The organism is Mesorhizobium sp. M0047 (assembly GCF_040323315.1).
Taxonomy (GTDB): domain Bacteria; phylum Pseudomonadota; class Alphaproteobacteria; order Rhizobiales; family Rhizobiaceae; genus Mesorhizobium.
Genome location: NZ_JAMYUW010000042.1, coordinates 39,825 through 63,351, shown reverse-complemented (window position 1 = coordinate 63,351; position 23,527 = coordinate 39,825). Strand labels below are relative to the sequence as shown.

Annotated in this window: 19 protein-coding genes, 8 pseudogenes and 1 riboswitch; of the genes and pseudogenes, 19 read left to right on the top strand and 8 right to left on the bottom strand. The window is 60.8% G+C overall.

Annotation, left to right across the window (positions count from 1 at the left end):
* Window positions 1-117 (top strand): annotated as a pseudogene (locus NKJ89_RS28955) (IS630 family transposase); the annotation flags it as partial.
* A 61-nt stretch (window positions 118-178) separates the two neighbouring features.
* Here the strand turns inward: NKJ89_RS28955 and NKJ89_RS28950 are convergent.
* A pseudogene (locus NKJ89_RS28950) lies at window positions 179-697 on the bottom strand (IS110 family transposase); the annotation flags it as partial.
* 444 nt (window positions 698-1,141) lie between these two features.
* Here NKJ89_RS28950 and NKJ89_RS28945 point away from each other — a divergent pair.
* The 5 genes and pseudogenes from NKJ89_RS28945 to NKJ89_RS28925 all read left to right on the top strand — a co-directional run bounded on the left by NKJ89_RS28945 (window position 1,142) and on the right by NKJ89_RS28925 (window position 5,808).
* On the top strand, window positions 1,142-2,107 hold the full coding sequence (locus tag NKJ89_RS28945) for an NUDIX hydrolase (protein ID WP_352607548.1): 966 nt from the start codon (window positions 1,142-1,144) through the stop codon (window positions 2,105-2,107).
* A 41-nt stretch (window positions 2,108-2,148) separates the two neighbouring features.
* Window positions 2,149-3,148: pseudogene (gene nadA, locus NKJ89_RS28940) on the top strand (quinolinate synthase NadA).
* Window positions 3,145-4,686, top strand: a complete 1,542-nt coding sequence (locus NKJ89_RS28935) for an L-aspartate oxidase (protein ID WP_352607546.1) — start codon at window positions 3,145-3,147, stop codon at window positions 4,684-4,686. The pseudogene nadA and the gene NKJ89_RS28935 overlap by 4 nt, the downstream one beginning before the upstream one ends.
* A pseudogene (gene nadC / locus NKJ89_RS28930) lies at window positions 4,686-5,559 on the top strand (carboxylating nicotinate-nucleotide diphosphorylase). The gene NKJ89_RS28935 and the pseudogene nadC overlap by 1 nt, the downstream one beginning before the upstream one ends.
* A 48-nt stretch (window positions 5,560-5,607) precedes the next feature.
* On the top strand, window positions 5,608-5,808 hold the full coding sequence (locus NKJ89_RS28925) for a hypothetical protein (protein ID WP_023693535.1): 201 nt from the start codon (window positions 5,608-5,610) through the stop codon (window positions 5,806-5,808).
* On the opposite strand, the gene NKJ89_RS28920 is transcribed toward NKJ89_RS28925, so the two are convergent.
* A complete protein-coding gene (locus NKJ89_RS28920; protein ID WP_156936427.1) occupies window positions 5,799-5,984 on the bottom strand; it encodes a hypothetical protein in 186 nt (61 codons plus the stop codon). The two genes, NKJ89_RS28925 and NKJ89_RS28920, sit on opposite strands and share 10 nt — an antisense overlap.
* Window positions 5,985-6,181: 197 nt before the next feature.
* On the opposite strand from NKJ89_RS28920, the gene NKJ89_RS28915 reads away from it, so the two are divergent.
* Together NKJ89_RS28915 and NKJ89_RS28910 are read left to right on the top strand one after the other, a co-directional pair.
* Window positions 6,182-7,639, top strand: a complete 1,458-nt coding sequence (locus NKJ89_RS28915; RefSeq protein WP_434221366.1) for an NAD-dependent succinate-semialdehyde dehydrogenase — start codon at window positions 6,182-6,184, stop codon at window positions 7,637-7,639.
* Window positions 7,640-7,735: 96 nt separating this feature from the next.
* A pseudogene (locus NKJ89_RS28910) lies at window positions 7,736-8,260 on the top strand (MFS transporter); the annotation flags it as partial.
* Window positions 8,261-8,466: 206 nt separating this feature from the next.
* Here NKJ89_RS28910 and NKJ89_RS28905 read toward each other — a convergent pair.
* Complete coding sequence (locus NKJ89_RS28905) at window positions 8,467-8,991, bottom strand: DUF309 domain-containing protein (RefSeq protein ID WP_352607542.1); 525 nt, start codon at window positions 8,989-8,991, stop codon at window positions 8,467-8,469.
* Between the two features lie 174 nt (window positions 8,992-9,165).
* On the opposite strand from NKJ89_RS28905, the gene pmtA reads away from it, so the two are divergent.
* The 7 genes from pmtA to thiD all read left to right on the top strand — a co-directional run bounded on the left by pmtA (window position 9,166) and on the right by thiD (window position 15,290).
* Window positions 9,166-9,762 (top strand): phospholipid N-methyltransferase PmtA, encoded by a 597-nt coding sequence (pmtA, locus tag NKJ89_RS28900; RefSeq protein ID WP_023796535.1) that lies wholly within the window; start codon window positions 9,166-9,168, stop codon window positions 9,760-9,762.
* A 178-nt stretch (window positions 9,763-9,940) separates the two neighbouring features.
* Window positions 9,941-10,057: riboswitch (TPP riboswitch) on the top strand.
* A gap of 102 nt (window positions 10,058-10,159) precedes the next feature.
* Complete coding sequence (thiC, locus tag NKJ89_RS28895; protein WP_352607540.1) at window positions 10,160-11,995, top strand: phosphomethylpyrimidine synthase ThiC; 1,836 nt, start codon at window positions 10,160-10,162, stop codon at window positions 11,993-11,995.
* Complete coding sequence (gene thiO, locus NKJ89_RS28890) at window positions 11,992-12,993, top strand: glycine oxidase ThiO (protein ID WP_352607538.1); 1,002 nt, start codon at window positions 11,992-11,994, stop codon at window positions 12,991-12,993. Before thiC ends, thiO begins: the two co-directional genes overlap by 4 nt.
* A complete protein-coding gene (thiS, locus tag NKJ89_RS28885; RefSeq protein ID WP_023768632.1) occupies window positions 12,962-13,159 on the top strand; it encodes a sulfur carrier protein ThiS in 198 nt (65 codons plus the stop codon). Before thiO ends, thiS begins: the two co-directional genes overlap by 32 nt.
* Before the next feature lie 3 nt (window positions 13,160-13,162).
* The gene (locus tag NKJ89_RS28880; protein WP_023796532.1) at window positions 13,163-13,936 is read left to right on the top strand and encodes a thiazole synthase; all 774 of its coding nucleotides are present in this window, start codon (window positions 13,163-13,165) and stop codon (window positions 13,934-13,936) included.
* A complete protein-coding gene (locus NKJ89_RS28875) occupies window positions 13,933-14,538 on the top strand; it encodes a thiamine phosphate synthase (RefSeq protein WP_023796531.1) in 606 nt (201 codons plus the stop codon). The genes NKJ89_RS28880 and NKJ89_RS28875 overlap by 4 nt, the downstream gene beginning before the upstream one ends.
* The gene (gene thiD, locus NKJ89_RS28870; protein WP_352607556.1) at window positions 14,529-15,290 is read left to right on the top strand and encodes a bifunctional hydroxymethylpyrimidine kinase/phosphomethylpyrimidine kinase; all 762 of its coding nucleotides are present in this window, start codon (window positions 14,529-14,531) and stop codon (window positions 15,288-15,290) included. The genes NKJ89_RS28875 and thiD overlap by 10 nt, the downstream gene beginning before the upstream one ends.
* A gap of 21 nt (window positions 15,291-15,311) precedes the next feature.
* On the opposite strand, the gene NKJ89_RS28865 is transcribed toward thiD, so the two are convergent.
* A complete protein-coding gene (locus NKJ89_RS28865; RefSeq protein WP_023737084.1) occupies window positions 15,312-15,485 on the bottom strand; it encodes a hypothetical protein in 174 nt (57 codons plus the stop codon).
* 143 nt (window positions 15,486-15,628) lie between these two features.
* On the opposite strand from NKJ89_RS28865, the gene NKJ89_RS28860 reads away from it, so the two are divergent.
* Window positions 15,629-15,982 (top strand): hypothetical protein, encoded by a 354-nt coding sequence (locus NKJ89_RS28860; protein ID WP_352607535.1) that lies wholly within the window; start codon window positions 15,629-15,631, stop codon window positions 15,980-15,982.
* Between the two features lie 289 nt (window positions 15,983-16,271).
* Here the strand turns inward: NKJ89_RS28860 and NKJ89_RS28855 are convergent, their stop codons facing one another.
* Window positions 16,272-16,472 (bottom strand): hypothetical protein, encoded by a 201-nt coding sequence (locus tag NKJ89_RS28855; protein ID WP_128290069.1) that lies wholly within the window; start codon window positions 16,470-16,472, stop codon window positions 16,272-16,274.
* Between the two features lie 402 nt (window positions 16,473-16,874).
* Window positions 16,875-17,762: pseudogene (locus NKJ89_RS28850) on the bottom strand (IS1595 family transposase).
* A gap of 42 nt (window positions 17,763-17,804) precedes the next feature.
* Between NKJ89_RS28850 and NKJ89_RS35820 the strand changes: the two are divergent.
* Window positions 17,805-17,945: pseudogene (locus tag NKJ89_RS35820) on the top strand (transposase); the annotation flags it as partial.
* 87 nt (window positions 17,946-18,032) lie between these two features.
* Here the strand turns inward: NKJ89_RS35820 and NKJ89_RS28845 are convergent.
* Together NKJ89_RS28845 and NKJ89_RS28840 are read right to left on the bottom strand one after the other, a co-directional pair.
* A pseudogene (locus NKJ89_RS28845) lies at window positions 18,033-18,466 on the bottom strand (transposase); the annotation flags it as partial.
* A gap of 549 nt (window positions 18,467-19,015) precedes the next feature.
* Entirely contained in the window at window positions 19,016-19,303 is a 288-nt protein-coding gene (locus NKJ89_RS28840) for a hypothetical protein (protein ID WP_352607533.1), read from the bottom strand.
* Window positions 19,304-20,519: 1,216 nt separating this feature from the next.
* Between NKJ89_RS28840 and NKJ89_RS28835 the strand changes: the two genes are divergently transcribed.
* Window positions 20,520-22,175: an MFS transporter gene (locus NKJ89_RS28835; RefSeq protein ID WP_286441022.1), complete on the top strand. Its 1,656-nt coding sequence runs from the start codon at window positions 20,520-20,522 to the stop codon at window positions 22,173-22,175.
* A 136-nt stretch (window positions 22,176-22,311) separates the two neighbouring features.
* On the top strand, window positions 22,312-23,214 hold the full coding sequence (locus tag NKJ89_RS28830; protein WP_352607531.1) for an NAD(P)/FAD-dependent oxidoreductase: 903 nt from the start codon (window positions 22,312-22,314) through the stop codon (window positions 23,212-23,214).
* The last annotated feature ends 313 nt before the right edge of the window (window positions 23,215-23,527 follow it).

Here is a 23,527-nt window from a genome sequence, read left to right as displayed (position 1 = left end):
AAGCGGGGCATGCGGTGCCGATCTCCGATCCCGCACGGGCACTGGAAAACGACTACTTTTACAGGCGCATTGCGCCTGACGGGCACGACTGCGCCGATGGTCCTCGACGGACCGATGACGCTGGCAGTTCGTTGAGCCCCTCTCACACACCCCAGGATTGTAGTAGACAACCTGCGCCGTCAGCAACCAGTTCCCAAACCTTTCGCCGGAACTGTGACCCAATCGATCGACTGAACTGCAGCCCATATTCCTTCAGCATGGACCGTGTCTGATTTTCGAGATCGCGACGGATCTCGACAAGTCTCGACCGGGCGACGAGCATGGACCGGGTGGCCTGACTCTCTGCGCTCTTGACCTTCACTTCTCGATACCAGCCGACGCGAACCAGTTCGGCCAGTCCGCGGGCATCATTCTCATCACTCTTGTTCATTCGCACTGAAAGCGCTGCCTTTGCATGCCGAGCATCAAGGCAGTCGACCGGCAACCCGACCCTTTTCAGCTCGTGCCATAGCCAGCTGGACATGGCGCCCGTCTCAAATCCGATGCGCTCGGCTTGAGGCGCACGTTTGCGGAGTAACTCGGTCAGTGCTCCCGGATCGGACTTCGCCTTTCCCTGGAACACCGTCTTTCCAGTATCGTCGACCACACAGACGCTCGTCTCCCTCTGCGACACATCCAGCCCGACATATTGCTTCACTGCGGCCTCCTCGATCTCAATGGTTGGCGGCTTTTGCCGTCAGCCGAATCTTCGTTCAAAGGAGCGACGGCAGCAATTACGTCATCGTTTCCAAAACTGACCCTCGATCGGCGTCCAATTTTAAGCTCTATCTCTGCCAATAATACGTGGGGTCGAGCCACGTAGCCGGCGCCCGCTATCTTCGAGGATTCCCGCCCCCGTGCAGGGTTACTTGAGGCCCCGGTCACTCCACAATGGCAGAGCCTCTCGGACCGCCGAGCGCGGCTTACTTGCGCTGCCCCAGGGTCAGGTGCCGCGAACGTCGCTTCTGAAACATGCCGGGTGTAGACCGAAGGTCTAAGCCTTTCATGGAGCAGCCGAGTTGACAGGCGAAATGGCCTGTTACACGCTGGTTAAATCGATTAGGATGTTTCGCAGGGAAAACTCTGCCCAACCCAGGCAACCATGGAAGATCGCCCAAAAGCAACACGCAACGGTAGGGCCGCCGCCAAGGCCAAGCAAGTCGAAGCGGAGCTGATTGCCGTTGTCGTGTCCGTCAATGATGGTGAACCAGCGGTCCTCACCATCGGGCAGGGGGATTGCCTGCCCTCGGGGCCGTTCGCGCTGGAGCATCGATCGCTGCAGTCAGGTCTAAGGGCGTGGGTCGAGAAGCAGACTGGTCATCCCCTCGGCTATATTGAGCAGCTCTATACGTTCGCTGATGCCGACCGCGCCGACGGGCGCCAGCAGCGCGTCATTTCCATCAGCTATCTCGCTTTGACCCGGAAGGAACATGCCACCGGCGCATCCACCTGTGCCTGGCGGAGCTGGTACGATTATTTTCCGTGGGAGGACCACCGCCTCGGAAGACCGAAACTGATTGCGGATGTTCTGAAGCCGCGTCTGCTTGCCTGGGCGGCCGATGCCAAGCAAACTGCGACGCGCAGTGAGCGGCGGCGGCGGGCTGCCATTGCTTTCGGGCTCGACGAGCGCCCCTGGAATGAAGAGCTGGCGCTTCAGCGCTATGAGCTGCTTTACGAGGCGGGTCTGGTGGCAGAGGCCACCCGCGACGAACGGTCGATCGCATCCGACTCAACAGCCGGGACAACGATGGTTGCCGACCATCGCCGCATCCTGGCCACGGGCCTTGCGCGCTTGCGCTCGAAGATCAAATACCGGCCAGTCGTCTTCGAGCTGATGCCGCCGGTGTTTACGCTGCTGCAGCTGCAACGGACCGTGGAAGCCCTGGCAGGCCGGCTGATCAACAAGCCTAACTTTCGCCGGCTCATCGAGCAGCAAGAACTGGTCGAGGAGACCGGCGAGACTTCTCTGGATACGGGCGGGCGCCCGGCCAAGCTCTATCAGTTTCGCCATGTCGTGCTGGATGAAACTGCCGTTGCGGGGACAAAATTGCCTCTGGCCCGGGGTTGACACGCTTATAGTCAACCTAGATATATACCCCTTATAGTCGAATGGATTATAAACGGGAGGCGCCGGTGAGCGGGACGATACCTTCGGCCGCGTCCGTGTATCAGCGCGTCCATCGCGTCATCCCCCGAGTGGAATGGGCGGCTTTCAGCGACGACGTCGAGGCCATTCTGGCGCTAAAGCGCGAGCGCAACGCCGTTATCCTGGGCGCACAACTATCAAACCCCCGAGATCTTCCACTGCGTGGCCGACATCGTCGGCAACAGCCTGGCGCTGGCCCGCAAGGCAATGACCGTCGATGCGGACATCATCGTGCTCGCCGGCGTGCATTTCATGGCTGAGACGGCGAAGCTCCTCAATCCGGACAAGACGGTGCTCATTCCAGATCTCGGCGCAAGCTGCTCGCTGGCTGACTCGATCGCTGCGAACGATGTGCGGCTGATGCGGCAACGCTATCCTGGCGTGCCGGTCGTGACCTACGTCAATACGTCCGCTGCCGTGAAGGCCGAGTCGGACATCTGCTGCACCTCCGGCAACGCTTTGGCTGTGGTGGAGTCGCTTGGCGTTGAGCGGGTGATCATGCTGCCCGATGAATACCTGGCCAGGAACATCGCGGCACAGACTTCGGTCGAGATCATCGCCTGGAACGGTCATTGCGAAGTGCATGAGCGCTTCACGCCAGCCGACATTCGCGAGCTGCGGGATGCCTACACTGGCGTTACCGTGCTTGCCCATCCTGAATGCCCGCCGGAAGTTGTCGCGGTTGCCGATTTCGCCGGCTCGACTGCGGCGATGTCGGATTTCGTCGGACGGCACAAGCCTGCGCGCGTCGTGTTGATGACCGAATGCTCAATGAGCGACAACGTGGCCATCGAGCACCCCGACGTCGAGTTCGTGCGCCCCTGCAATCTCTGTCCGCATATGAAGCGTATCACGCTCGCCAACATTCGCACGGCGCTGCAAGAAACCCGCCACATCGTGACCATCGATGCTCGAGTGGTTGATGGTGCTCGGCGTGCGGTCGAGCGGATGCTTGCCGTATGACGCCAGACGTCGGCGACATCAGGGGAGCGCCCGTGATCATCGGCGCTGGCGTTGCCGGGCTCATGACCGCGCTTCATCTGGCGCCGCATCCCGTTTACCTTTTGTCCCCGACGCGGCTCGGGACCGAAACCTCCAGCACACTCGCGCAAGGCGGGCTGGCGGCAAGCCTCGGCGCTGACGACAGTCCAGACCTCCATCTTGCAGACACGCTTGCTGCAGGTGATGGCCTCTGCGACGAGAGTGTGGTCAGACGCGTTGCGAATGCGGCGTACCGAGCCATCGAGAATTTGATGGACTTGGGCGTCGCCTTCGACTGCTCGTGGGACGGGACACTGCGGCTCGGGCTCGAGGCAGCGCATTCCCGTCGCCGGATCGTCCATGCCGGGGGTGACTCTACGGGCCGCGAGCTTGTACGCGCGCTCATCATCGCTGTGAGGCGAACGCCTTCGATCACAATTCTGGAAGGCATGGAAGCCCGCCGGCTCATTGTGGAAAATGGGGCGGTCAGCGGCGTTGTGGCGGCAAAAGGTGGACAGGCGATTATATTTCCGACGCGCCGCGTGGTTCTTGCGAGCGGCGGTATCGGCGCCCTGTTCAGAGACACGACCAATCCAGCCGGCTCATTCGGGCACGGCCTGGCGCTCGCCGCATGCGCCGGTGCGGAACTCGCCGATCTGGAATTCATCCAGTTCCACCCGACGGCGCTCGACGTTTCGCAGCGGCCGATGCCGTTGGTGAGCGAAGCGGTTCGCGGCGAAGGCGCAGTGCTGATCGACGAGTGCGGGCACCGCTTTCTGTGCGACACGCCTGGCGGCGAACTGGCATCGCGCGATGTCGTGGCTCGGGCCGTGTGGCAGCAGCTTGGCACCGGACATCGCGTTTACCTTGATGCCCGGCAGTCCCTCGGCCAGAAGTTCGCCAAGCGCTTCCCAGCTGTGACCCGGCATTGCCGGGACGCCGGAATCGATCCTGCCGTTGAGCCGATTCCGGTTCGCCCGGCGGCACATTATCACATGGGCGGCGTGGCCGTGGATGCCGCGGGCCGCAGCACGGTGTCGGGCTTGTGGGCTTGCGGTGAGGTTGCCTGCACCGGTCTGCACGGGGCGAACCGGCTTGCCAGCAACTCGCTGACCGAGGCCGTGACGACCTCGCTGTGGGTCGCGCAAAGCGTAGCTGCCGCTCCTGCGGGCTGGCAGTGGCCAAGGCTTGTCGCAACGGCACCCCCGCGGCCCGACCCCTCCTCCGTTCGCGACGCGGTCTCCAATGGGCTCGGTGTTATACGGGACGGGCAAGCACTATCCGACACCGTGGAAACGCTGCTGCCGATCGCGGTTCGCAACACTGGCGCTTCCGACCCTGCTTTGATCGCGCTGATGATCGCCATTGCAGCGCTTCGGCGCGAGGAAAGCCGCGGCTCGCATTGCAGGTCGGACTTCCCCACACGCAGCGCGCAGGCCCGATCTTCGCGCTTGACCCTCGCCTCAGCAATGACGGTTGCGGCCGAACTTAATCTGCGGTGCGCGGAACGGAGTGCCTGATGACGTCACCTCCACCCCTTCCCGGGATCGTGATCGAGCCGATCGTGCGTAGCGCTCTACTTGAGGATCTGGGCAAAGCCGGTGACCTTACCAGCGATGCGATTATACCCTTTGACTGCAAGGCAACCTTTGCGTTCAGAGCACGGCAGTCTGGCGTTGTTGCCGGTCTTGATCTGGTAGCCTACGCTTTCATGCTTGTTGATCCGTCGATCGACATAAATTTTGGACGTCTGGACGGCAGCAGGATCGCGGCGGGTGAGACTATTGCAAGGGTGAGTGGACCGGCGCGTGGAATGCTTGCGGCCGAGCGTACAGCGCTCAATTTTCTCTGCCATCTCAGCGGCATTGCGACGGCAACGGCCGAGATCGTCAAGGCGGTGCGCGGTCAGAAAGCACGGATCGTCTGCACGCGAAAGACGACGCCCGGCCTACGCGCGCTGGAAAAATACGCCGTGCGCGCCGGCGGCGGCGCCAACCACCGCTTCGGGCTGGATGATGCCGTGCTCATCAAGGACAAACACATTGCCATTGCCGGCGACATCCGCACGACCATTGAGCGGGCGCGCGCCGCGGTCGGCCATATGGTCAAGGTCGAGGTCGAGGTCGACACGCTCGACCAGCTCGAGATCGCGCTAGGCGCCGGGGTCGACGCCATCCTGCTGGACAATATGTCCGTCAAGCAACTGACCCGAGCGGTGGCAATGGTCGACGGCCGCGCGACCACCGAGGCCTCGGGTCGCATAACGCCGGCAACGGCACCAGCCGTAGCGGCAACCGGGGTCGACCTCATTTCTATTTACGCACAGCGCGCCAATCCTCGACATCGGCATGGACGTGCCTATCGAAGCATGCATCCAGAAGCATCTGAACTGAATAGAGCGCGCTCCATATAGGAGCAATCCGCGGAAGTGGGGACGTACGATGATCGACAAGGGATTGAGATCCGACCGGGCCAAGGCGCTTGCCTTCATCAGCGCAATGCTCAGCGAGCTGAATCAGATCGCGGGGTCTCACAGGCTGCAGTTCCTAGGATACCTTCTGGAGATGGCGTATATCGAGTCGTACGACATGGTCCGCAAAGAGCGCTCCCACCATCAAAGCAAGGCCATAGATCAGGGATAGCCCTGCTGAACTGAGCGCTGCGGCAGCTTCAAATCTGACCTCGGCACATCTGTTTCCGCAAAAGAGACGCGCAGTGCTCCAGCGCGTTCACGGGCGGTTGGACTGCAAAAACCAGTTGGAATGTTTGACAGCGCGGCAGGATCACGATTTGCTCTCCAGTGCGCGAGCAACGACATGGATTCGATCTCCTTGTTTCGAGAAATGGTCGGACTGTTTCGCACAACTGACATCAGTTTCGGTTGAGTGGATTCGAGTGGGTCTAGTGGCCCCTCACTGAGGCCCTATGCGAAATCCTAGGCCAGCGGATAAACCAAAAAGTCGTGTGACACGCCAATTGCATCGAGGAGGATTCGCGTTGTCCTTGTACGAGCCAATGCTTCGCCACCTGAAATCGCGCGAGCTGTTCGGAGCCATTGACCGGGTGCCGGCTCTTGGCATGCTGGTAAGTGAGCAGACCTTCGAGGTATCAAACCCTTCGACCGGCGAAGTGCTGGCGGAGCTGCCCGACATGGGTGTCGAGGAGACGCGCGCCGCAATCGACAAAGCTCATGTGGCGCAACCTGAATGGGCCGCACTGACCGCGCGCGAGCGCAGCGACATCCTCTGGCGTTGGCACCAACTGATCGTCGACCACACTGACGATCTTGCAGCGATCCTCACTGCGGAGATGGGCAAGCCGCTAGCCGAAGCGAAGTCTGAGGTGGCGCATGCGGCCGCATATCTGCAATGGTACGCCGAAGAGGCCAACCGCATCTATGGTGAGACGATCTCGCCGCCCTCTACAGACCGTCGCATGCTGGTGATCAAACAGCCGATCGGCGTCGTTGGAACGATCACGCCCTGGAACTTCCCCGCCTCAATGGTTGCGCGCAAGATCTCGCCGGCTCTCGCCGCCGGCTGCACCATCGTGCTCAAACCTGCTGAACAGACGCCCCTCGTGGCAGGTGCAATGTTTGCTCTGGCCCATCTTGCCGGCTTTCCCGAAGGCGTCGTCAACCTCATCTACGCCTCCGAAGGCAATACGGTCGGCCGCGAACTCTGCTCCAACCCCAAGGTCCGCAAGATCAGTTTCACCGGTTCGACCGAGGTCGGCCGATTGCTCATGCGCCAGTGCTCGGACCAGATAAAGAAAGTCGGTCTAGAGTTGGGTGGCAATGCGCCTTTCATTGTCTTTGATGATGCCGACGTCGATGCTGCCGTCGACGGTGCGATCCAGGCCAAGTTTCGCAATGCCGGCCAGACCTGCGTTTCCGCCAACCGGCTTTACGTCCAGTCGGGCGTTCATGACGAATTCGTCGCCAAATTCGTGGAGCGTGTCCGTGAGCTTCAGGTCGGCGACGGCTTCGATCCAGGTGTCGCCATCGGTCCGCTGATCGACGGGCATGCACTGGCCAAGATCGAACTTCACATTGCCGATGCCTTGGCCAAAGGTGGCGCGATCCGATGTGGCGGCGGCCGGATCGGCAGCGATGGCAACTTTTTCCAGCCGACGATCCTCAGCAACGTCTCAAGGCAAATGATGGTGGCGCAAGAAGAGACCTTTGGACCCTTGGCGCCGATCATTCGCTTTGAGGATGCCGATCAGGCCGTGCGTGAGGCCAACGACACGATCTACGGCCTCGCCGCCTACTTCTATGCTTCGAACCTGAAGCGTGTCTGGCGTGTGGCCGAGGCGCTGGAATATGGCATGGTGGGGATCAACACAGGACGCATGTCCTCAGAAGCCGCGCCCTTCGGTGGGATAAAACAGTCCGGCATCGGGCGGGAAGGTTCCCGCCACGGCCTCGAAGACTATCTTGAAATGAAGTACCTCTGCATGGGCGGCATCTGAGGCGGCGGGCGGCGACTGCCGCGATGAAGGCCAGCGGTCGGCCGTACGCCACGGATGGACCCCATAGTTTTCAGATTCGCGGAACAATCCGCACCCACGGTGGCCGAAAACCATTCGTTGACCTGGGCGCTGGAGGGCTCCGCTGGAGCCCTGTTGATCGTCGCTGCAGCCGGCGTTCTCTTTCCTCTTCGAGAGCGCCGCGACTCCGAGCCCGATCCCTTGGAGGAATTCGATGCCCCAGCTGTCTCTCTCAACTTGAAGCCGAGGAGCGGCCCGATCGTGGTCAAGATCGAATATCTGATAGCCGAGAGAAATCTCGAGGCCTTCCTCGACCTCATGCGGCAGCGGCGCCATGTACACAGCCGCGTCGGTGCTCGGAACTGGACGCTCCAGCGGAACCTGCAGAAGCCTATGCATTGGACAGAAACGTTCCGCACGCCGACCTGGACGGACTACCTTCGCCTCAATCATCGTCTGACGGAAGTGGACAAGGAACTGGACGAGCGTGTCTTTCAGCTGCACGCGGCCGAGACCCCACCTCAAATGACCCTTTCCATCGAGCGGCCGACAAGCTCGGCCCGCAAGCCCGAGCACTCAGCTTTTCGCCATCCCCGTCATTGAAGCCCGGCCGGCATCTCTGCCATCAATCGATTGGCTACGAGCGCCACCGGTCAGCCCCGACCCTCAGACCATCGACATCGAAGCGGCCGCGAGTTGCCTATAAACATTACTGCACTCTTATTGTTTGTGACGCATGCGGGTGGTGAGCGGTTTTCAAAGGCCCCGTTTCCTGCTGACAAAGTTAGCTTGGACCACTGAATTGCCGATCAAAGGCTCTCGGATACTGGTGCGAGTATGAAATCAAAGACGGGCTCAGGCTGGGCAGGCTTTGGCTCCCGCAGAACAACCGGGTAAGCTACGATCGCTTGGGCATGTTCAGCGAGCGCGGCGGGTGTCATTCCCAGTGCTTTCTCAAACAGGCCGCCCGGCACTCTCACCACCTGACGAAAAAGCCCTGCAGCTCTTGTCGCATGGCGCGCCGCAGCGACCCGCTTTCCCTCACGGATCTTCACGCCGGCCGCCGCCAACAGGATCAGTCCCTTGAAGAACAGGCGGTGCTGAGCGCTTTGTTTCGCAGCCTGCCAGAGAGGCTCCCAGGCTTCATGGGCTTCCCAGTAGTAACCGTGGTTGAAAAGGTCGATTCCCCAGAGAAACACATCTGAGCCGAGCGCTTCGCCAACGGCGACGGTCACCGGATCTGATCGGTAACTGTGGCCCAAGGGATCACGCATCGGATGCGGATATTTGCCGGGCAGATACGCATAGCTCGGGAAACTTTTTTCGGGCAGCAAGCGAGGGCGAGACATAGGCCCAGCAAACATGAAAGTGCGTTAAGGGGCAATTCATGCTGACCGCGTCGTGACACGCAAGCAGTCTTAACGGGCTTGTAAAGGGTGTCGAGATTGGCCAAAACGCGCTTTGCCAAATTCATGACGTTGGGTAAGCGGCTGACGCAAGGAGAAGATATGATTTTGCGACTGAAGGAGCGGCTCGGCAAAAGGTTTGAGGAAGAAGTTGAATTCTTCAAAGGCTGGCAGAAGGACAAGAAGGGCGTGGGAGCCCTTATTCCCACTTCGGTTTATGCGGCACGCCGGATGGCAAGCGTGGTGAACCCACGGTCAGGATTGCCAATTCTGGAGCTTGGCGCGGGAACCGGTGTCATCACAAAGGCGATCCTGGCTAGGGGAATCAAGCCGCACCAGCTGGTTTCAGTCGAATATTCCAGGATTTTCTACGACGGCCTGGTGCAACGCTTCCCGAATGTGGACTTCAGATTGGGCGACGCATTTGCGCTGGACGAAGCTCTGGGTGAGCGCAAAGGTGAACAGTTCGATTGCGTTATAAGTGCAGTCCCGCTGTTGAGCTTTCCAATGCAACAGCGTGTCGCGCTGGTTGAGGATCTGCTTGCCCGTATTCCTGCCGGCCGGCCCGTGATTCAGATCACATACGGACCTCTGTCGCCGGTGATCAAGATGCCAGACCGTTACGTGGTTTCCCACTATGACTTCGTCGTCCGCAACATACCGCCGGCACAGCTCTGGACTTATCGTCGAGCAGTCTAGCCAAATCTGGACGGTTTCCTTCTCTGAGGGTTCCGCTGAGTGGTGGCCTTGCACCCAAATAGGATGTGGAACAGAGCAGGGGCAGATGCCTGATTGCCAAGAAGACGACGCGGTCCTTGATTTGACAGTGGGCGGGCCAAATGCGCTTGACAAAGCCGCGCCGGCCCGTTCAACCTGAGGCATTCACCAGGGGAGTCCCGGCAAGGGGCTGAGATACTGCTGGCTTTCGCGGCGCAGTGACCCGTTGAACCTGATCCAGTTCATACTGGCGTAGGGACGGTGCAAGCGCTTTGCGGGAGTTTACGCCCGAGGTCCTGTTTCGGCAGGTCTACAGAAGCGTCTTTTCATCCTTCCGGCACAGAACTGGGTCTCCAATGCATGAGCAAAGGAGCTCAAGATGAATGCCCTCACCCCCGCAGTGTCGACGGGACCGCTGCCCGCCTCCCGGAAAATCCACAAGCTCGGTACCATCCACTCGCAGATCAGGGTGCCGATGCGCGAAATCTCCGTCCATCCGACGGCGGGCGAACCGCCCGTCATCGTCTACGATCCGTCCGGCCCCTATACCGACCCGACAGTCGAAACCAGCATCGAAAAGGGCCTCGCGCGGATTCGCCATAAATGGGTTATCGCGCGGGGCGATGTCGAAGCCTATGACGGCCGCCATGTCCGGCCGGAAGACAACGGATTCGCGGTGGGCGAACGCCTGACACCGGAGTTTCCCGTTCGCAACCGGCCGCTCAGAGCCAAGGCCGGCAAGGCGGTGACACAGCTTGCCTATGCGCGCGCCGGCGTCATCACACCCGAAATGGAGTTCGTCGCCATCCGCGAGAACCTTGGTCGCGAGATCCTGCGCGGAAAGCTTGAGCGCGACGGCGAGGCTTTCGGCGCGACGCTGCCCGATTTCGTCACACCCGAATTCGTGCGCGACGAGGTGGCGCGCGGACGCGCGATCATTCCCGCCAACATCAATCATCCCGAGAGCGAGCCGATGATCATCGGTCGCAATTTTCTGGTCAAGATCAACGCCAACATCGGCAACTCCGCCGTCACATCGTCGATGGCCGAAGAGGTCGAAAAGATGGTGTGGGCGATCCGCTGGGGCGCCGATACGGTGATGGACCTGTCGACCGGCCGCAACATCCACAACATCCGCGAATGGATCGTCCGCAACTCGCCGGTGCCGATCGGCACGGTGCCGCTCTACCAGGCGCTCGAGAAGGTTGGCGGCATTGCCGAGGATCTGACCTGGGAGGTGTACCGCGACACGCTGATCGAACAGGCCGAGCAAGGCGTCGACTATTTCACCATCCACGCCGGCGTGCGGCTGCATTACATCCCGCTGACCGTCGACCGGGTGACGGGTATCGTCTCGCGCGGCGGCTCGATCATGGCCAAATGGTGCCTGCACCATCACCGGGAAAGCTTCCTCTACGAGCACTTCGCGGAGATCTGCGACATCTGCCGCGCTTATGACGTCTCCTTCTCGCTCGGCGACGGCCTTCGTCCCGGCTCGATCGCCGATGCCAACGACGCGGCGCAGTTCGCCGAGCTGGAAACGCTTGGCGAGCTGACGCAGATCGCCTGGGCGAAGGATTGCCAGGTGATGATCGAGGGGCCTGGCCACGTGCCGATGCACAAAATCAAGGCGAACATGGACAAGCAACTCGCCGTCTGCGGCGAGGCGCCTTTCTATACGCTCGGACCGCTGACGACCGACATCGCGCCGGGCTACGACCACATCACCTCAGGCATCGGCGCCGCGATGATCGGCTGGTTCGGCACCGCCATGCTCTGCTACGTCACGCCCAAGGAGCATCTCGGCCTTCCCGATCGCAGCGACGTCAAGATCGGCGTGATCACCTACAAGATAGCAGCCCACGCCGCCGACCTGGCGAAGGGCCATCCGGCAGCGAAAGTCAGGGATGATGCGCTTTCCCGCGCGCGCTTCGAGTTCCGCTGGGAGGACCAGTTCAACCTGTCGCTCGATCCCGAAACGGCGCGGTCCTTCCATGACCAGACCTTGCCCAAGGAGGCGCACAAGGTGGCGCATTTCTGCTCGATGTGCGGTCCGAAATTCTGCTCGATGCGTATCTCCCACGACATCCGCGCCGAGGCACAGAAAGAGGGCATGGCGGCGATGGCGGCGAAATACCGCGAGGGCGGCGATCTCTACCTGCCGGCGGACGAGACCGGCGCACCGCTCATACCTCAGCCACGTGAGCCATCATGAAGGTCTTGGTCAAAGGGGCCGGCATTGCCGGCCTCACCGCCGCCTTCGAGTTCGCCGCACGCGGCGCGGCGGTTACCGTTGCCGAGACAAGGCCTGCCCTTGGGGGCAATGCGTCGTGGTTCGCCGGTGGCATGCTGGCGCCGTGGTGCGAGCGTGAAAGCGCCGAGCAGCCGGTGCTGGATCTCGGACGTGACGCCGCCGACTGGTGGGACGCCGCAACGCCCGGCTTGGTAGCACGACGGGGAACGCTGGTCTTGGCCGCGCCGCGCGATGCGGGCGAGCTCGACCGGTTCGCCAGCCGCACGACGGGCTATCGGCGCGTCGAGGAAGATGAAATTGCCTTGCTGGAGCCCGACTTAGCCGGCCGCTTCCGCCGCGGATTGCTCTTCCCCGCTGAGGGCCATCTTGATCCGCGCCAGGCGATGGCAGCACTTCATGACAAGCTCGCGGCCACGGGTGTTGAATTCCACTTCGGCGCCGACGCCCAGCATGTTTTTGGTTTCGATCGTCAGATCGACTGTACGGGAATGGCGGCACAAAATGACTGGCTGCGCGGCGTTCGCGGCGAAATGCTCACCCTGCGTACCCCTGATATGTCGCTGTCGCGCCCTGTCAGGCTGCTGCATCCGCGCTTTCCACTGTACGCAGTGCCGCGCACCGACCACCGTTTCATGATTGGTGCGACGATGATTGAAAGCCAGTCCGGCGGACCGGTCACGGCGCGCTCCATGATGGAGCTGCTGGGTACCGCCTATGCCCTCCACCCGGCCTTTGGGGAGGCCGAGATCGTTGAAACCGGTGTCGGCGTCCGCGCAGCCTTTCCCGACAATTTGCCGCGCGTCGAAACGAACGGTGAAATCATCGCGATCAACGGGCTCTATCGTCACGGTTTTCTCCTGGCTCCCGCCATGGCGCGCCAGGCTGCCGACCTGGTTTTCAGTCAAGACAGAACCAAGGAGCTTGCTCATGAAACTGATGGTCAACGGCGAAGCGCATGAGGTTGCCGCCACAACGCTGGAGGCGCTGCTTGCCGCGCTTGACTATGAGGGCGATTGGCTCGCGACCGCCGTCAACAACGACCTCGTGCACAAATCCAACCGGGCGGAATTCCAGTTGAACGACGGCGACCGGATTGAAATCCTCTCGCCCATGCAGGGCGGCTAGGCCATGATCGAGCTTTATGGAGCCGAGCTTCCGTCGCGCCTGCTTCTTGGCACGGCTCAATATCCTTCGCCGGCCATCCTTGCCTATGCAGTCAGGGCTTCGGGCACGGCGGTGGTGACCGTCTCGTTGCGCCGTGAAATGGCAGGCGGCAGGGCTGGCGAAGAATTCTGGTCGTTGATCCGCTCGCTTGGTGTCAGAATCCTGCCCAACACTGCTGGCTGCCACTCCGTCAAGGAAGCGGTCACGACCGCACAAATGGCGCGCGAAGTCTTCGGTACGAACTGGGTAAAGCTCGAAGTGATCGGCAACCATGACACGCTGCAGCCGGATGTTTTCGGTCTGGTCGAAGCCGCCCGCATCCTGTGCGAGGACGGTTTTGCTGTATTCCCCTATACCACCGCCGACCTTGTCGTTGCCGAGCGGCTGCTTGCGGCGGGCTGCAAGGTCTTGATGCCGTGGTGCGCACCGATCGGTTCCGCTCTCGGACCGATCAACATCACGGCGCTGCGCTCGATGCGCGGACATTTCCCTGATGTTCCGCTGATCGTGGATGCGGGGCTCGGACGGCCATCGCACGCGGCAGCCGTCATGGAGCTCGGCTTTGACGCCGTACTCCTGAACACCGCGGTCGCCAAGGCGGCCGATCCGGTCGGCATGGCGCGTGCGTTCGGCAAGGCGGTCGAGGCCGGTCGTGAAGCTTTCAGCTCGGGAATGCTCGAACCGCGCGACGTCGCCGTGCCGTCGACGCCGACAATTGGCAGGGCGGTTTTTTCATGAAGCTCGATCCGTTCTACCTGATCGTCGACAGCGCCGCCTGGATCGAACGCCTGGTGCCGCTTGGCGTCAAGCTGGTTCAGTTGCGCATCAAGGATAGGGACGAGGCCACGCTGCGGACGGAAATCCGCCGCGCGAACGGCGTCTGCGCGGTCCATGGTTGCCAACTGATCGTCAACGACTATTGGCGCACGGCAATTGAGGAAGGCTGCGACTTCGTCCATCTCGGCCAGGAGGATTTGGCTGCGGCCGACCTGCTGGCGATTAAGTACGCCGGATTGAAGCTCGGGCTTTCCACGCACGATCATCTAGAACTGGAAACGGCCATCGCTGCCGAGCCCGACTATATCGCGCTCGGCCCCATCTATCCCACCGTCCTGAAGCAGATGAAATGGGCGCCGCAAGGGCTCGAGCGGATCAGCGAGTGGAAGCATCGGGTGGCGCCGATCCCATTGGTCGCCATTGGCGGCCTCAACCCCGACCGGCTCGACGGTGTCTTCGAGGCTGGTGCGGACAGCGCGGCGGTGGTCACCGACATCACGTTGAATGCCGATCCCGAAGCGCGCACGCGAGAATGGATCGAAAAGACAAAGCCATGGCGCTGAGGCGAGAACCGCATGTGCTCGTGGTCGGCGGATCTGACTCCAGCGGTGGAGGCGGAATAGCACGCGATATCGAGACGATCTCTTCCATTGGCGTGCGCACCTGCCTTGCTGTCACCGCGCTAACGGTGCAGACGCACCATGCGGTCATGGAAATCCACTCTATGCAACCCGGTCTGGTGGCCGGTCAGATGCGTGCGGGGTTGCAGGCCAACAAAGTGGCGGCCATCAAGATCGGGATGCTCGCCACGGTGGAGATCGTCATTGCGGTTGCCGGAGTGCTGCGCGAAAATCCGCAGGTGCCGGCAGTGCTCGACCCGGTGCTGGCGTCGACGTCAGGCCGGGCGCTCCTGGAAGCCGGCGCCATCGCCGCCATGAAACGCGACCTGATGCCCCTTTGCCGTCTGGTCACCCCCAATCTCTTCGAGCTGGCACTCCTTGTTGGCTCGGAGCGGGCAGTGGATGAGGACGGCGTAGTGTGGCAAGGCCAGGAATTGCTGACAGCCGGCGCGCGGGCTCTGCTGATCAAGGGCGGCCATGCATCGGGACCGCAATCAACCGATATTCTGTTGCGCCCCGATCACGAACCAGTCCGCTTTGACACGCCGCGTCTTGCCGCATCGATGCGCGGGACGGGCTGCATGCTGGCCAGCTCGATTGCGGCACATCTGGCGAAGGCGCAATCAATCGAGTACGCCGTGCGCCAGGGCAAGCTCTTTGTGTTAGAAAAGCTTCGGAAAACCCCAGCCGAATAGCCGTAGAGCCGGCTCAAGCGTTCAGCGGCTGACGCTGAAATGGAAGCCGTAGCCCTCCTGCCCTTTTTTCACAGGGCGTGACGGGATGAGGCCGCTTTGCAGATCGGAATTCAGCGGCGCCGAGACAAGCTGCCCTGCCAGGCCGGGAAAGTAACGGGACTCTTCCTGCGGCGAAGCGCACTGCCAGTCAGGCATGGGGATGCACTTGTGCGGTCTTATGTAGCAAACGCACCAACTTCCCGCACGACTTAAAGGGTAGGTTCCCATAAAATCCGGGGATGCCGAGCGTAGCGCCCACCGTCCGTTCCACCCGATACCAACACGCTATCAATACGCTGGTGGCCAAGCGATCCGAGATATCCGGCGCGATCCGGTTCAAGGGTGCGGACCGTCACCAACTACAGCACATTGACGCGGTGCTGCTCATCCTTGGCTACAAGGGCGATCCGTCGCTTATCGTGCCGCTACGGCGCACGCCAAGCCGCTTCCGCAAGGGCGAGCTTTACCGGCTGATTCTCAGGCATGAAGCGGAAGGCAGCGCGTCGAACCGGGAAACCGCAACGCGTATCGCTCAGGCGAAGGGATGGGATACCGCGCTTGTGAAGCCGCTCATGAATAACATCAAGACGGCGAAGGGCTGGCGACGGCGGCGGGCCGAAGCGGTCGGCCATGACAGCCGACCGCAGGAGTAGAAACTATGTCAAAGTTTCATATCGCTGATGAAGCGATAGGTGCGATGTGGGACGGGGTTGCCAGAGAACTTGACGTTCTTGCTCCCTCGGAACGCGCCGCTCAGGCTTTTCTGAAGACCGCGCGCCATCGCTTCCTCGGCATGCTTCGTGACTTCCCTCACGACGTTTTTGAGTGTGTCACTGCGCCCGCACCGGGGACACGCAATCACGTCATGGTCCTTCGCATTCGCGGGTCCTTCAAGGTCGACCTTGCAAGAGCCGCAAAGAAGTTTCACGGAACTACTAGCCATTAGGCAGCCCTCCTTTTCGAAGCGGCGACCTGTTCGGCACCTGCGTGTTTCCGCCCTTTGAGAACGTCATTCACGCGGCCCGGATTGACGCCATAGACGGCGGCAATGTGATGCTGATATTGCCCAGCCCAATGACGTAGCCAAACGTCGACTGCATCATCATATGTGAGCTGGTATGGTGGTTTATTGTCGGTCGTCATTATCCTAAACTCCTTTTAGGACGCTTGGACGACTTGACAGCGAGTCCATTGCGAGTAGGGTCCCGCGTGTACATACGACTAGCCGCAAGCCGTCCAAAGCACTGCGGTTACCGATACGGAGCCGGGGTCGGAAGCCCCGGCTTTGTCGTATTGGGCGAAGGGATTCTTCCCCTCACGAGATGGATAAGAGTCTCGCGGCCTGCCGGAGTCAAGGCAGCGGCAAATGCACCCTGCCACATAATAGTGTGGGTGCAAAAAAGGTATCTAGATTCAAAGGCTTGGCTGGTTTCCTCCCACCGCGCCCGTTTTGCGATCTTCGCATATTTTGCGCCGTATAGCCTGATTCTGGCCGACTCGTCTAGATTGTGCATTGCACAAAATGCAACCTGATTCGACGCCAGTCTAGCGTTGCCAGTAGCCAGCCCAAACGCGACTCACGGAATGATTGAGCGCACCACCAAGCAGAGCGAAGGCATTGCCACCATTTGACCGGCGACGGTGATCTTCAAGCCATGCGGCATGATTGGCGTACTGGTAGAGGTAGCGGTGCGAAACGTGGTGGTGCTGACCGGCGACCATCCGACGAAGGCGGCTGAAATAGCTCTCCACCATGTTCGTATGCTTGCCGTGGCCGTCGCTGTAGCTTTGCGAGTGATTGATGCGGGTCGAAGCGTAATCAGCTTCCAGCGCGTCCCAATGGTTGGCTTCGTCCGCGAACAGCTTGGAACCGGCCAGCATACGAGCGCGGGCGATTTCGACGCCTTCGGCTTCGCGATGACGGACAAACGTCAAGGTGCGGCCAGCGCGCTCGCGCAGGGCGATCACAACGCGGCGGAGGTCTGACTGGTTCTCCTTCATGCGGCGGTCCTTGCGGCGGTTCTCAGGGCGCACCACGCCGCCGAATAAGCGCCATCAATCTCGACCTCGCCTTCAAGGGTTTCGTTCTTGGTTTCAGCCCACAGGGCTTCGCGCAGCTTGTGAGCCAGCACGAAGGCTGTCTTGTATTGAACGTCCAGATCGCGAGAGAACTGGACCGCCGACATGCCTTTGGCACCGTTGACGAACAGGCAGATCGCAGCGAGCAGATCGACAAACGACAGCTTGCGCGAGGCGAAGATTGTGCCGCTCGTAACCGAGAACTGCGCACCGCAAGCGGCGCACTTGAACTTGCGACGGGTCGGAATGTCGTAATGATCCAAGCACCCGCATTCAAACAGGCTCGCCTTGCGTCGAAGCCCAACGAAGGCGCTTGAACCTGTCGTAAGCCTTTTCCTCGCCACCCTTGTAAATCTCCTTCAGGGAGAGGGTGCGGCTTTCGGCGGAAAGGAGGAAGTCGAGGTCTTTCCCGGCCCAGGCACCAACGTTGTGAGTCATAAGACAGCCAACGTGCTGAACAAGGTGCCGCTCTCGGTGCAGGCCAACATGAAGTCGGATTTGCGTGAGATTTACGGCTCAGCAGCCGAATTGGCGATCGGTTCGCCGAGAAATAGGGCGCGAAGTCGGCTTCACGTCGACCAGCAACTCGCGCCAGCTCTGTGCGCTCTCGCGAACGCCAGTCTATAAACCGACGAGTTCTTTCCTGCCCTCGGGCGTGGGGCCGATCAGGACCGAGCATGCATTCGGCTTGGTCTTCTATCCGCGCCTGCAGATAGACCGTGTCCGCCCAAACATAGACATCGACGCGCCGAAAGATCGCGCTTTTGCCGACGCTCGTAGTCAGTGTTCCACTCTCCCGCAGCCGCGTGATCACCGAGGGTGACAGGTTCGGCGCGTCCTTGCCCACAAGCGCGCTCAGCGCTTCCCAAAATCGCCCGTTGAAACACCGCGCAGGTAGAGAACGGGAAGCAGCGCATCCAGACTTCGCGCCCGACGCGCCGATTTCGGCAGGATCGATGAGGCGAACCGCACCCGATCAACCTCGCCATTCGCGCCGCGATCCCGGCTTCACCCGCCTGACTGGCACCACCGATGCCCGTCTGGATGCTCCGCTCCGGGGCTTAGGAAACTCTATGCTCACGCAACAGGCGATGACCGGCCTCGCGAATATGGAAGTCCTCGTCCTCCCGTAAACGATGTGCCCAAGTAATGATGTCGTTTCTGCCCAGGAAGGGCTCCTTCAGCAGTGAGATTACCCTTTCTCGCTTTCCCGCCACTGGGCTGTCGTACCACGTCAGAAGTCGCGCAAGTCGATCAGGCGTTAGTAATTTTGGCCGTTTCAGCAGTAGGTCTAGAGCGGATAGACCCAGTCGACCATCGACTATCGCCTCAAATATGCGCCCGGCGGCCATTGGATCTGCTTCAAGGCGCTTATCTAGATGTTCACGCGCCAAAGTGGACACTTCGCTACGGCGACCCCCACTTAGCGCAATCAATCGATCAAGCTGTGGTGGCTTTAGAGAGCGAAGATCGCCCTTAGCAGGATGTGTCTCGGCGTGGGCGGAACAACGTTGTTTTCCTGTGTGGGACGCTCAGTCGTGACCCAATGTTCATATCCCGCTTCAAGCGTCTCGGTAAGTTCCGTGCAACCTTGTTCGGCGCCACAGTTATTGAGGCGGCCGGCTTGGAAGCAGTTCCTTATGGCCCTCATGCATAAACCAGAGCACCCGTTTGAGATGACTGCGAAGGGCCTTACGGGCGCGGATGGGCTCTTTGACCGGATCGATACCCAGTACATCCAGCGCCATCTCCTCTTCGCTGGCACTGTCGGCGCAAGCGTCCATGAGCTTCAAATAGAGCTCGAAATGCTTGTCATCATATGCGGTTAGGCTTTCCGACCAGGGGACTTCCGTTGCAATGGTTGGATCAGGCGTTGGGCGCGATCTGGTTTTCATCCATGTCTCGCTTTGGCGATGAACCAGGCCCCCGTTCCAATTCAGAATATCTCCATCTAGCGCACTTTCAACCGTTCTCGGCCTTCTTCGGACAGTGCCCAATCGTTGCATATGGTCGTGGGTTCCAAATTGGCGCGCGGCTGCTCGCGACTAATACATCCTCAACTTGGCGAGGCGATGTAACGCCCGGCTGAACCAGAATGGCGCGGCTATTGAGCATCGCCGATTGGATCGAACCTCTTATTTTAGCTTCGCGGTAATCTTGTCTGGATGCTTGCAAGCGTCCATCATGCCGCCGTACATACGCTTAAGGATCTCGTCCATCACCGTACGAGCAGCAAACATTTTCAAACTCGATCTTGCAACTTGAGGCTTTGCGTTACTGCATAGCTGCATTGCACAAAGTGTGTTTGCGCATTGCACAACTTTTAGCCATTAAGCTTACAGCTGATGCACGCGATGGTTTCCTCCCATTCCATCGTATCAGCTGTTCCCCTCTGAAGGTTTTGACTTTGCACCTAAAGGGCCTCGGTTTTCCGATGGCCCTTTTTTTTGGCGGTCGCCACGTCGTCAATTGCAACGCGGCGCGATCGCCGGTTCAGCCATCAGACTTTGGAACCATTTCTGCCCGGCCAATCCCTCCCGACAAAAGCCTGATCTTCACCAGCCTTCTACGGGCAAGCGTTCGCGCCAGGAGTTCAAAGCCGCGTCCGTAACATTCGACAATGAAAGCCAATGTCATCAGGTTGAGCAGAAACTCGTCAATCGCATGTGTGAGCGCATCAGACTTTTATTCGAATTGAAGTAGCAGGGCGCGGGCGTCTTCGATCGCGGCGTGGCAATCGTCTGCGTCAAGCAGGGAATCGATCCTGTCGAAGATCTGCAAGCGTCCTCACTTTTCGGAAGCCACACTCAGCATCGAACGCCGCTGATGAGTGAGTTTCCAACAAAAGAACAGGGTAACGTTTCGCGAAAAATCGCTCGGCAGCGCGTCGATCGAGCATGGTGCCTCAAATGACATGTGAATCCCGGCTCACCAAGATGTCGTTGAAGGCGAGTGAGCCGGCCCATGTCTGCGTACCGGCCGCCTGACAACTGGTCAGGAGGAACTGTGGCCACATTCGTCGTAGGCAAATGGGCCATCTATTCTTAAGCCGCCACGGTTCAGCCTAGATTACATGGGAAGCGACAATAACGGAAAGCAAAGGTTCGCAAAATGAGTAGGGTGGCTGGATCAAACGAAGATTTGGCTGCACCAACGACCTTTGGGCCACTTCTGCAGCCGACCTTTCGTTCGATCTGGCTCGCGACGCAGGTTTCAAGCCTCGGCTGGTTGATGCAGACTGTCGCCATCAGCTGGCTGATGGCAACGATCTCGACTTCCGATCTGATGGTTGCGCTGGTGCAGGCTTCATCGAACCTGCCCGCTTTCGTCCTGTCCGTTTTTGCCGGAGCTCTCGCCGACAATTTCAGCCGGCGTCGGGTCATGTTCGCCGGTCGGTGCCTTATGGTGATTGCGTCCGCGATGCTGACCGCGTCCGTGGCGCTGGGCTTTGTCAGTCCGTGGATGATCCTCGGCTTCAGCTTCTTGATCGCAAGCGGCGGTGCTCTCAATGATCCGGCCTGGCAAGCGTCGGTTGGCGATATCGTGGATCGACGCGATGTTCCCGCTGCCGTCACCCTGCTTTCTGTTGGCTTCAACACCGTCCGGACTGTGGGTCCGGCGCTCGGCGGCATTGTGGTTGCCTCATTTGGCCTTATGGCGGCATTCGCCGTAACCACGCTCACCTATTTCGTACCCTTGGCTACCATTTGGCGCTGCAAGTGGAAGGTTCGTTCTTCCCCTCTTCCCCGCGAGTCGATGAGGACGGCAATTTATGACGGGCTGCGCTTCACGGCGATGTCATCGGAGATCAAGGCAGCGATCGCGCGCGGAACCCTCTTTGGCCTGGCGAGCATTGCCATACTCGCGCTGCTGCCGGTGGTTGTCCGCGACCAGCTGGGAGGAGGCCCGCTTGCCTATGGCGCGCTCATGGCCGGCTTCGGGACCGGAGCCGTCTTCGCTGGCCTCTCCAACAGCCTGTTCAGACGGAGCTTGTCGCAGGAGCGGCTGATGAGGCTCTCCTGCGTCGCCTGCGCGGCGTGCTCACTTTCCCTGGCACTGACAACTTCGATCGGGGTGGCGGCAATTGCACTCGCTTTGGGCGGCGCGGGTTGGGTCACCGCCTGGTCAGGGGTCGGTGTGAGCGTGCAGCTGGCAAGCCCGCGCTGGGTCGTGGGGCGCACCATCTCGATCTACTATGCTTTGATAGATGGTGGCATCGCGCTCGGCAGCTGGGTGTGGGGCACGGTGGCCGAAAACCATTCGCTGGGCCTGGCGCTGGAGGGTTCCGCTGCCTCCCTGATGTTCGTCGCTGCAGCCGGCGTTCTGTTTCCTCTTCGCGAGCGCCGCGACTCAGAGCCCGATCCTCTGGAGGAATTCGATGCCCCGGCTGTCGCTCTCAATCTGAAGCCGAGAAGCGGCCCGATCGTGGTCAAGGTCGAATATCTGATAGCCGAGAGAAATCTCGAGGCTTTCCTCGACCTCATGCGGCAGCGGCGTCATGTACACAGCCGGGTCGGTGCTCGGAACTGGACGCTCCAGCGGAACTTGCAGAAGCCTATGCATTGGACGGAAACGTTCCGCACGCCGACCTGGACGGACTACCTTCGCCTCAATCATCGTCTGACGGAAGTGGACAAGGAACTGGACGAGCGTGTCTTTCAGCTGCACGCGGCCGAGACCCCACCTCAAATGACCCTTTCCATCGAGCGGCCGACAAGCTCGGCCCGCAAGCCCGAGCACTCAGCTTTTCGCCATCCCCGTCATTGAAGCCCGGCCGGCACAGAAAACGCGATTCTTGTCTATCGCGCTCAAACCGGTGCGGGAGACGGACAATCCACCAAAATTCGATGATGGGTGGCAGAGAAGAACCCCAGGCTGAGAGTGCGACCGATCGGTCCCCACGGTGAAGCGGAGCCTGGGGCTACAGCGGCACGCGACTATTGCCGCGTGTCACCTTTTGAATTTAAAGTCTTCCTCAGTCCGCCTCGCTGATCCGGGCCAACGCTATCTTGAGGTTGGCATTTTGTCCCGCCAGCTCGCTGCGACGATCACGTTCGGCGGCGACCACATCCGGACTGGCGTTGGCAACGATGCACCCGCGCGGAGCGTGCTGTTGCTGGAAGCAGGAAGACATGATCGGCCAAAGCCGGGAGAGGTGCTGCCGGCAGTAGCGAATGGGCTGCTGCGTCAGCTTGGTGTCTGGACGCCGTTCGCCGAGGCCGGCTTCGTTGAAAATCGTGCGCTTGTTTCGGTGTGGGCCAATGAAGTTCCCAGCGAGCGGCACGGCATGTTTTCCGCTCAAGGTGCCGGCTGGCAGCTCGACCGGACGCGATTCGACCGGCTGATGGTGCAGGCGGCCAAGGCGGCAGGTGTGGACACGCGGTTTGGCTCGGCCGTGGGTTCGGCAGTGCGCGACGATCAAGGCTGGCTGCTCAAGCTGGCCGATGAAGCTATCATTGCCCGCGCCGTGGTTTGGGCGACCGGTCGCAGTTGGAGGCTGGCGCGATGTTTCGGCGCCAAGCTCACCATGCACGGACATCTTGCCGCCTACACACGCTTTTTCGACCGCGCACCGGGCGATTGCAGCATGGTCGTCGAGGCGCGTCCCGAAGGCAGGTGGTACAGCGCCGACTTGCGCGTGCCTCACCGATCCGGATCTGGGCAGCGAACTGCGCAAAGCCGGACATTGGTACCGCGCTTTAGCCGCAACGCAGTCCGTCGCGCCGCTCGTGCCGCCCAACGCAATCGAGACCGCCAGCATGATCAAGGCGGCGGGAACCGCAACGATCGATCCCGCCGCCGGTGACCGCTGGGTCGCGGCGGGCGACTGCCTGTTCTGTGCCGATCCACTGTCATCACGCGGGATCGTGCATGCACTCCGCTCAGGGATCCTGGCGGCCTACGCGGCATCGGACATGCTGGACGGGCGTGGCGATTTCGCCTGCGCCCGCTATGCAAAATCGCCACACGCGGCTTTGCCGATTAGCTCCCGGCGCTGGCTGCCCACTATGCAGCCGCCGCGCGACGGGACACGCCTTTCTCGCAGCGGCGGCGCAGCCATGTCTTCCACGCGTCTAGCATCGAAGGAGGGAGCTCAGAGGTGGTCTCGGGACGGGGTG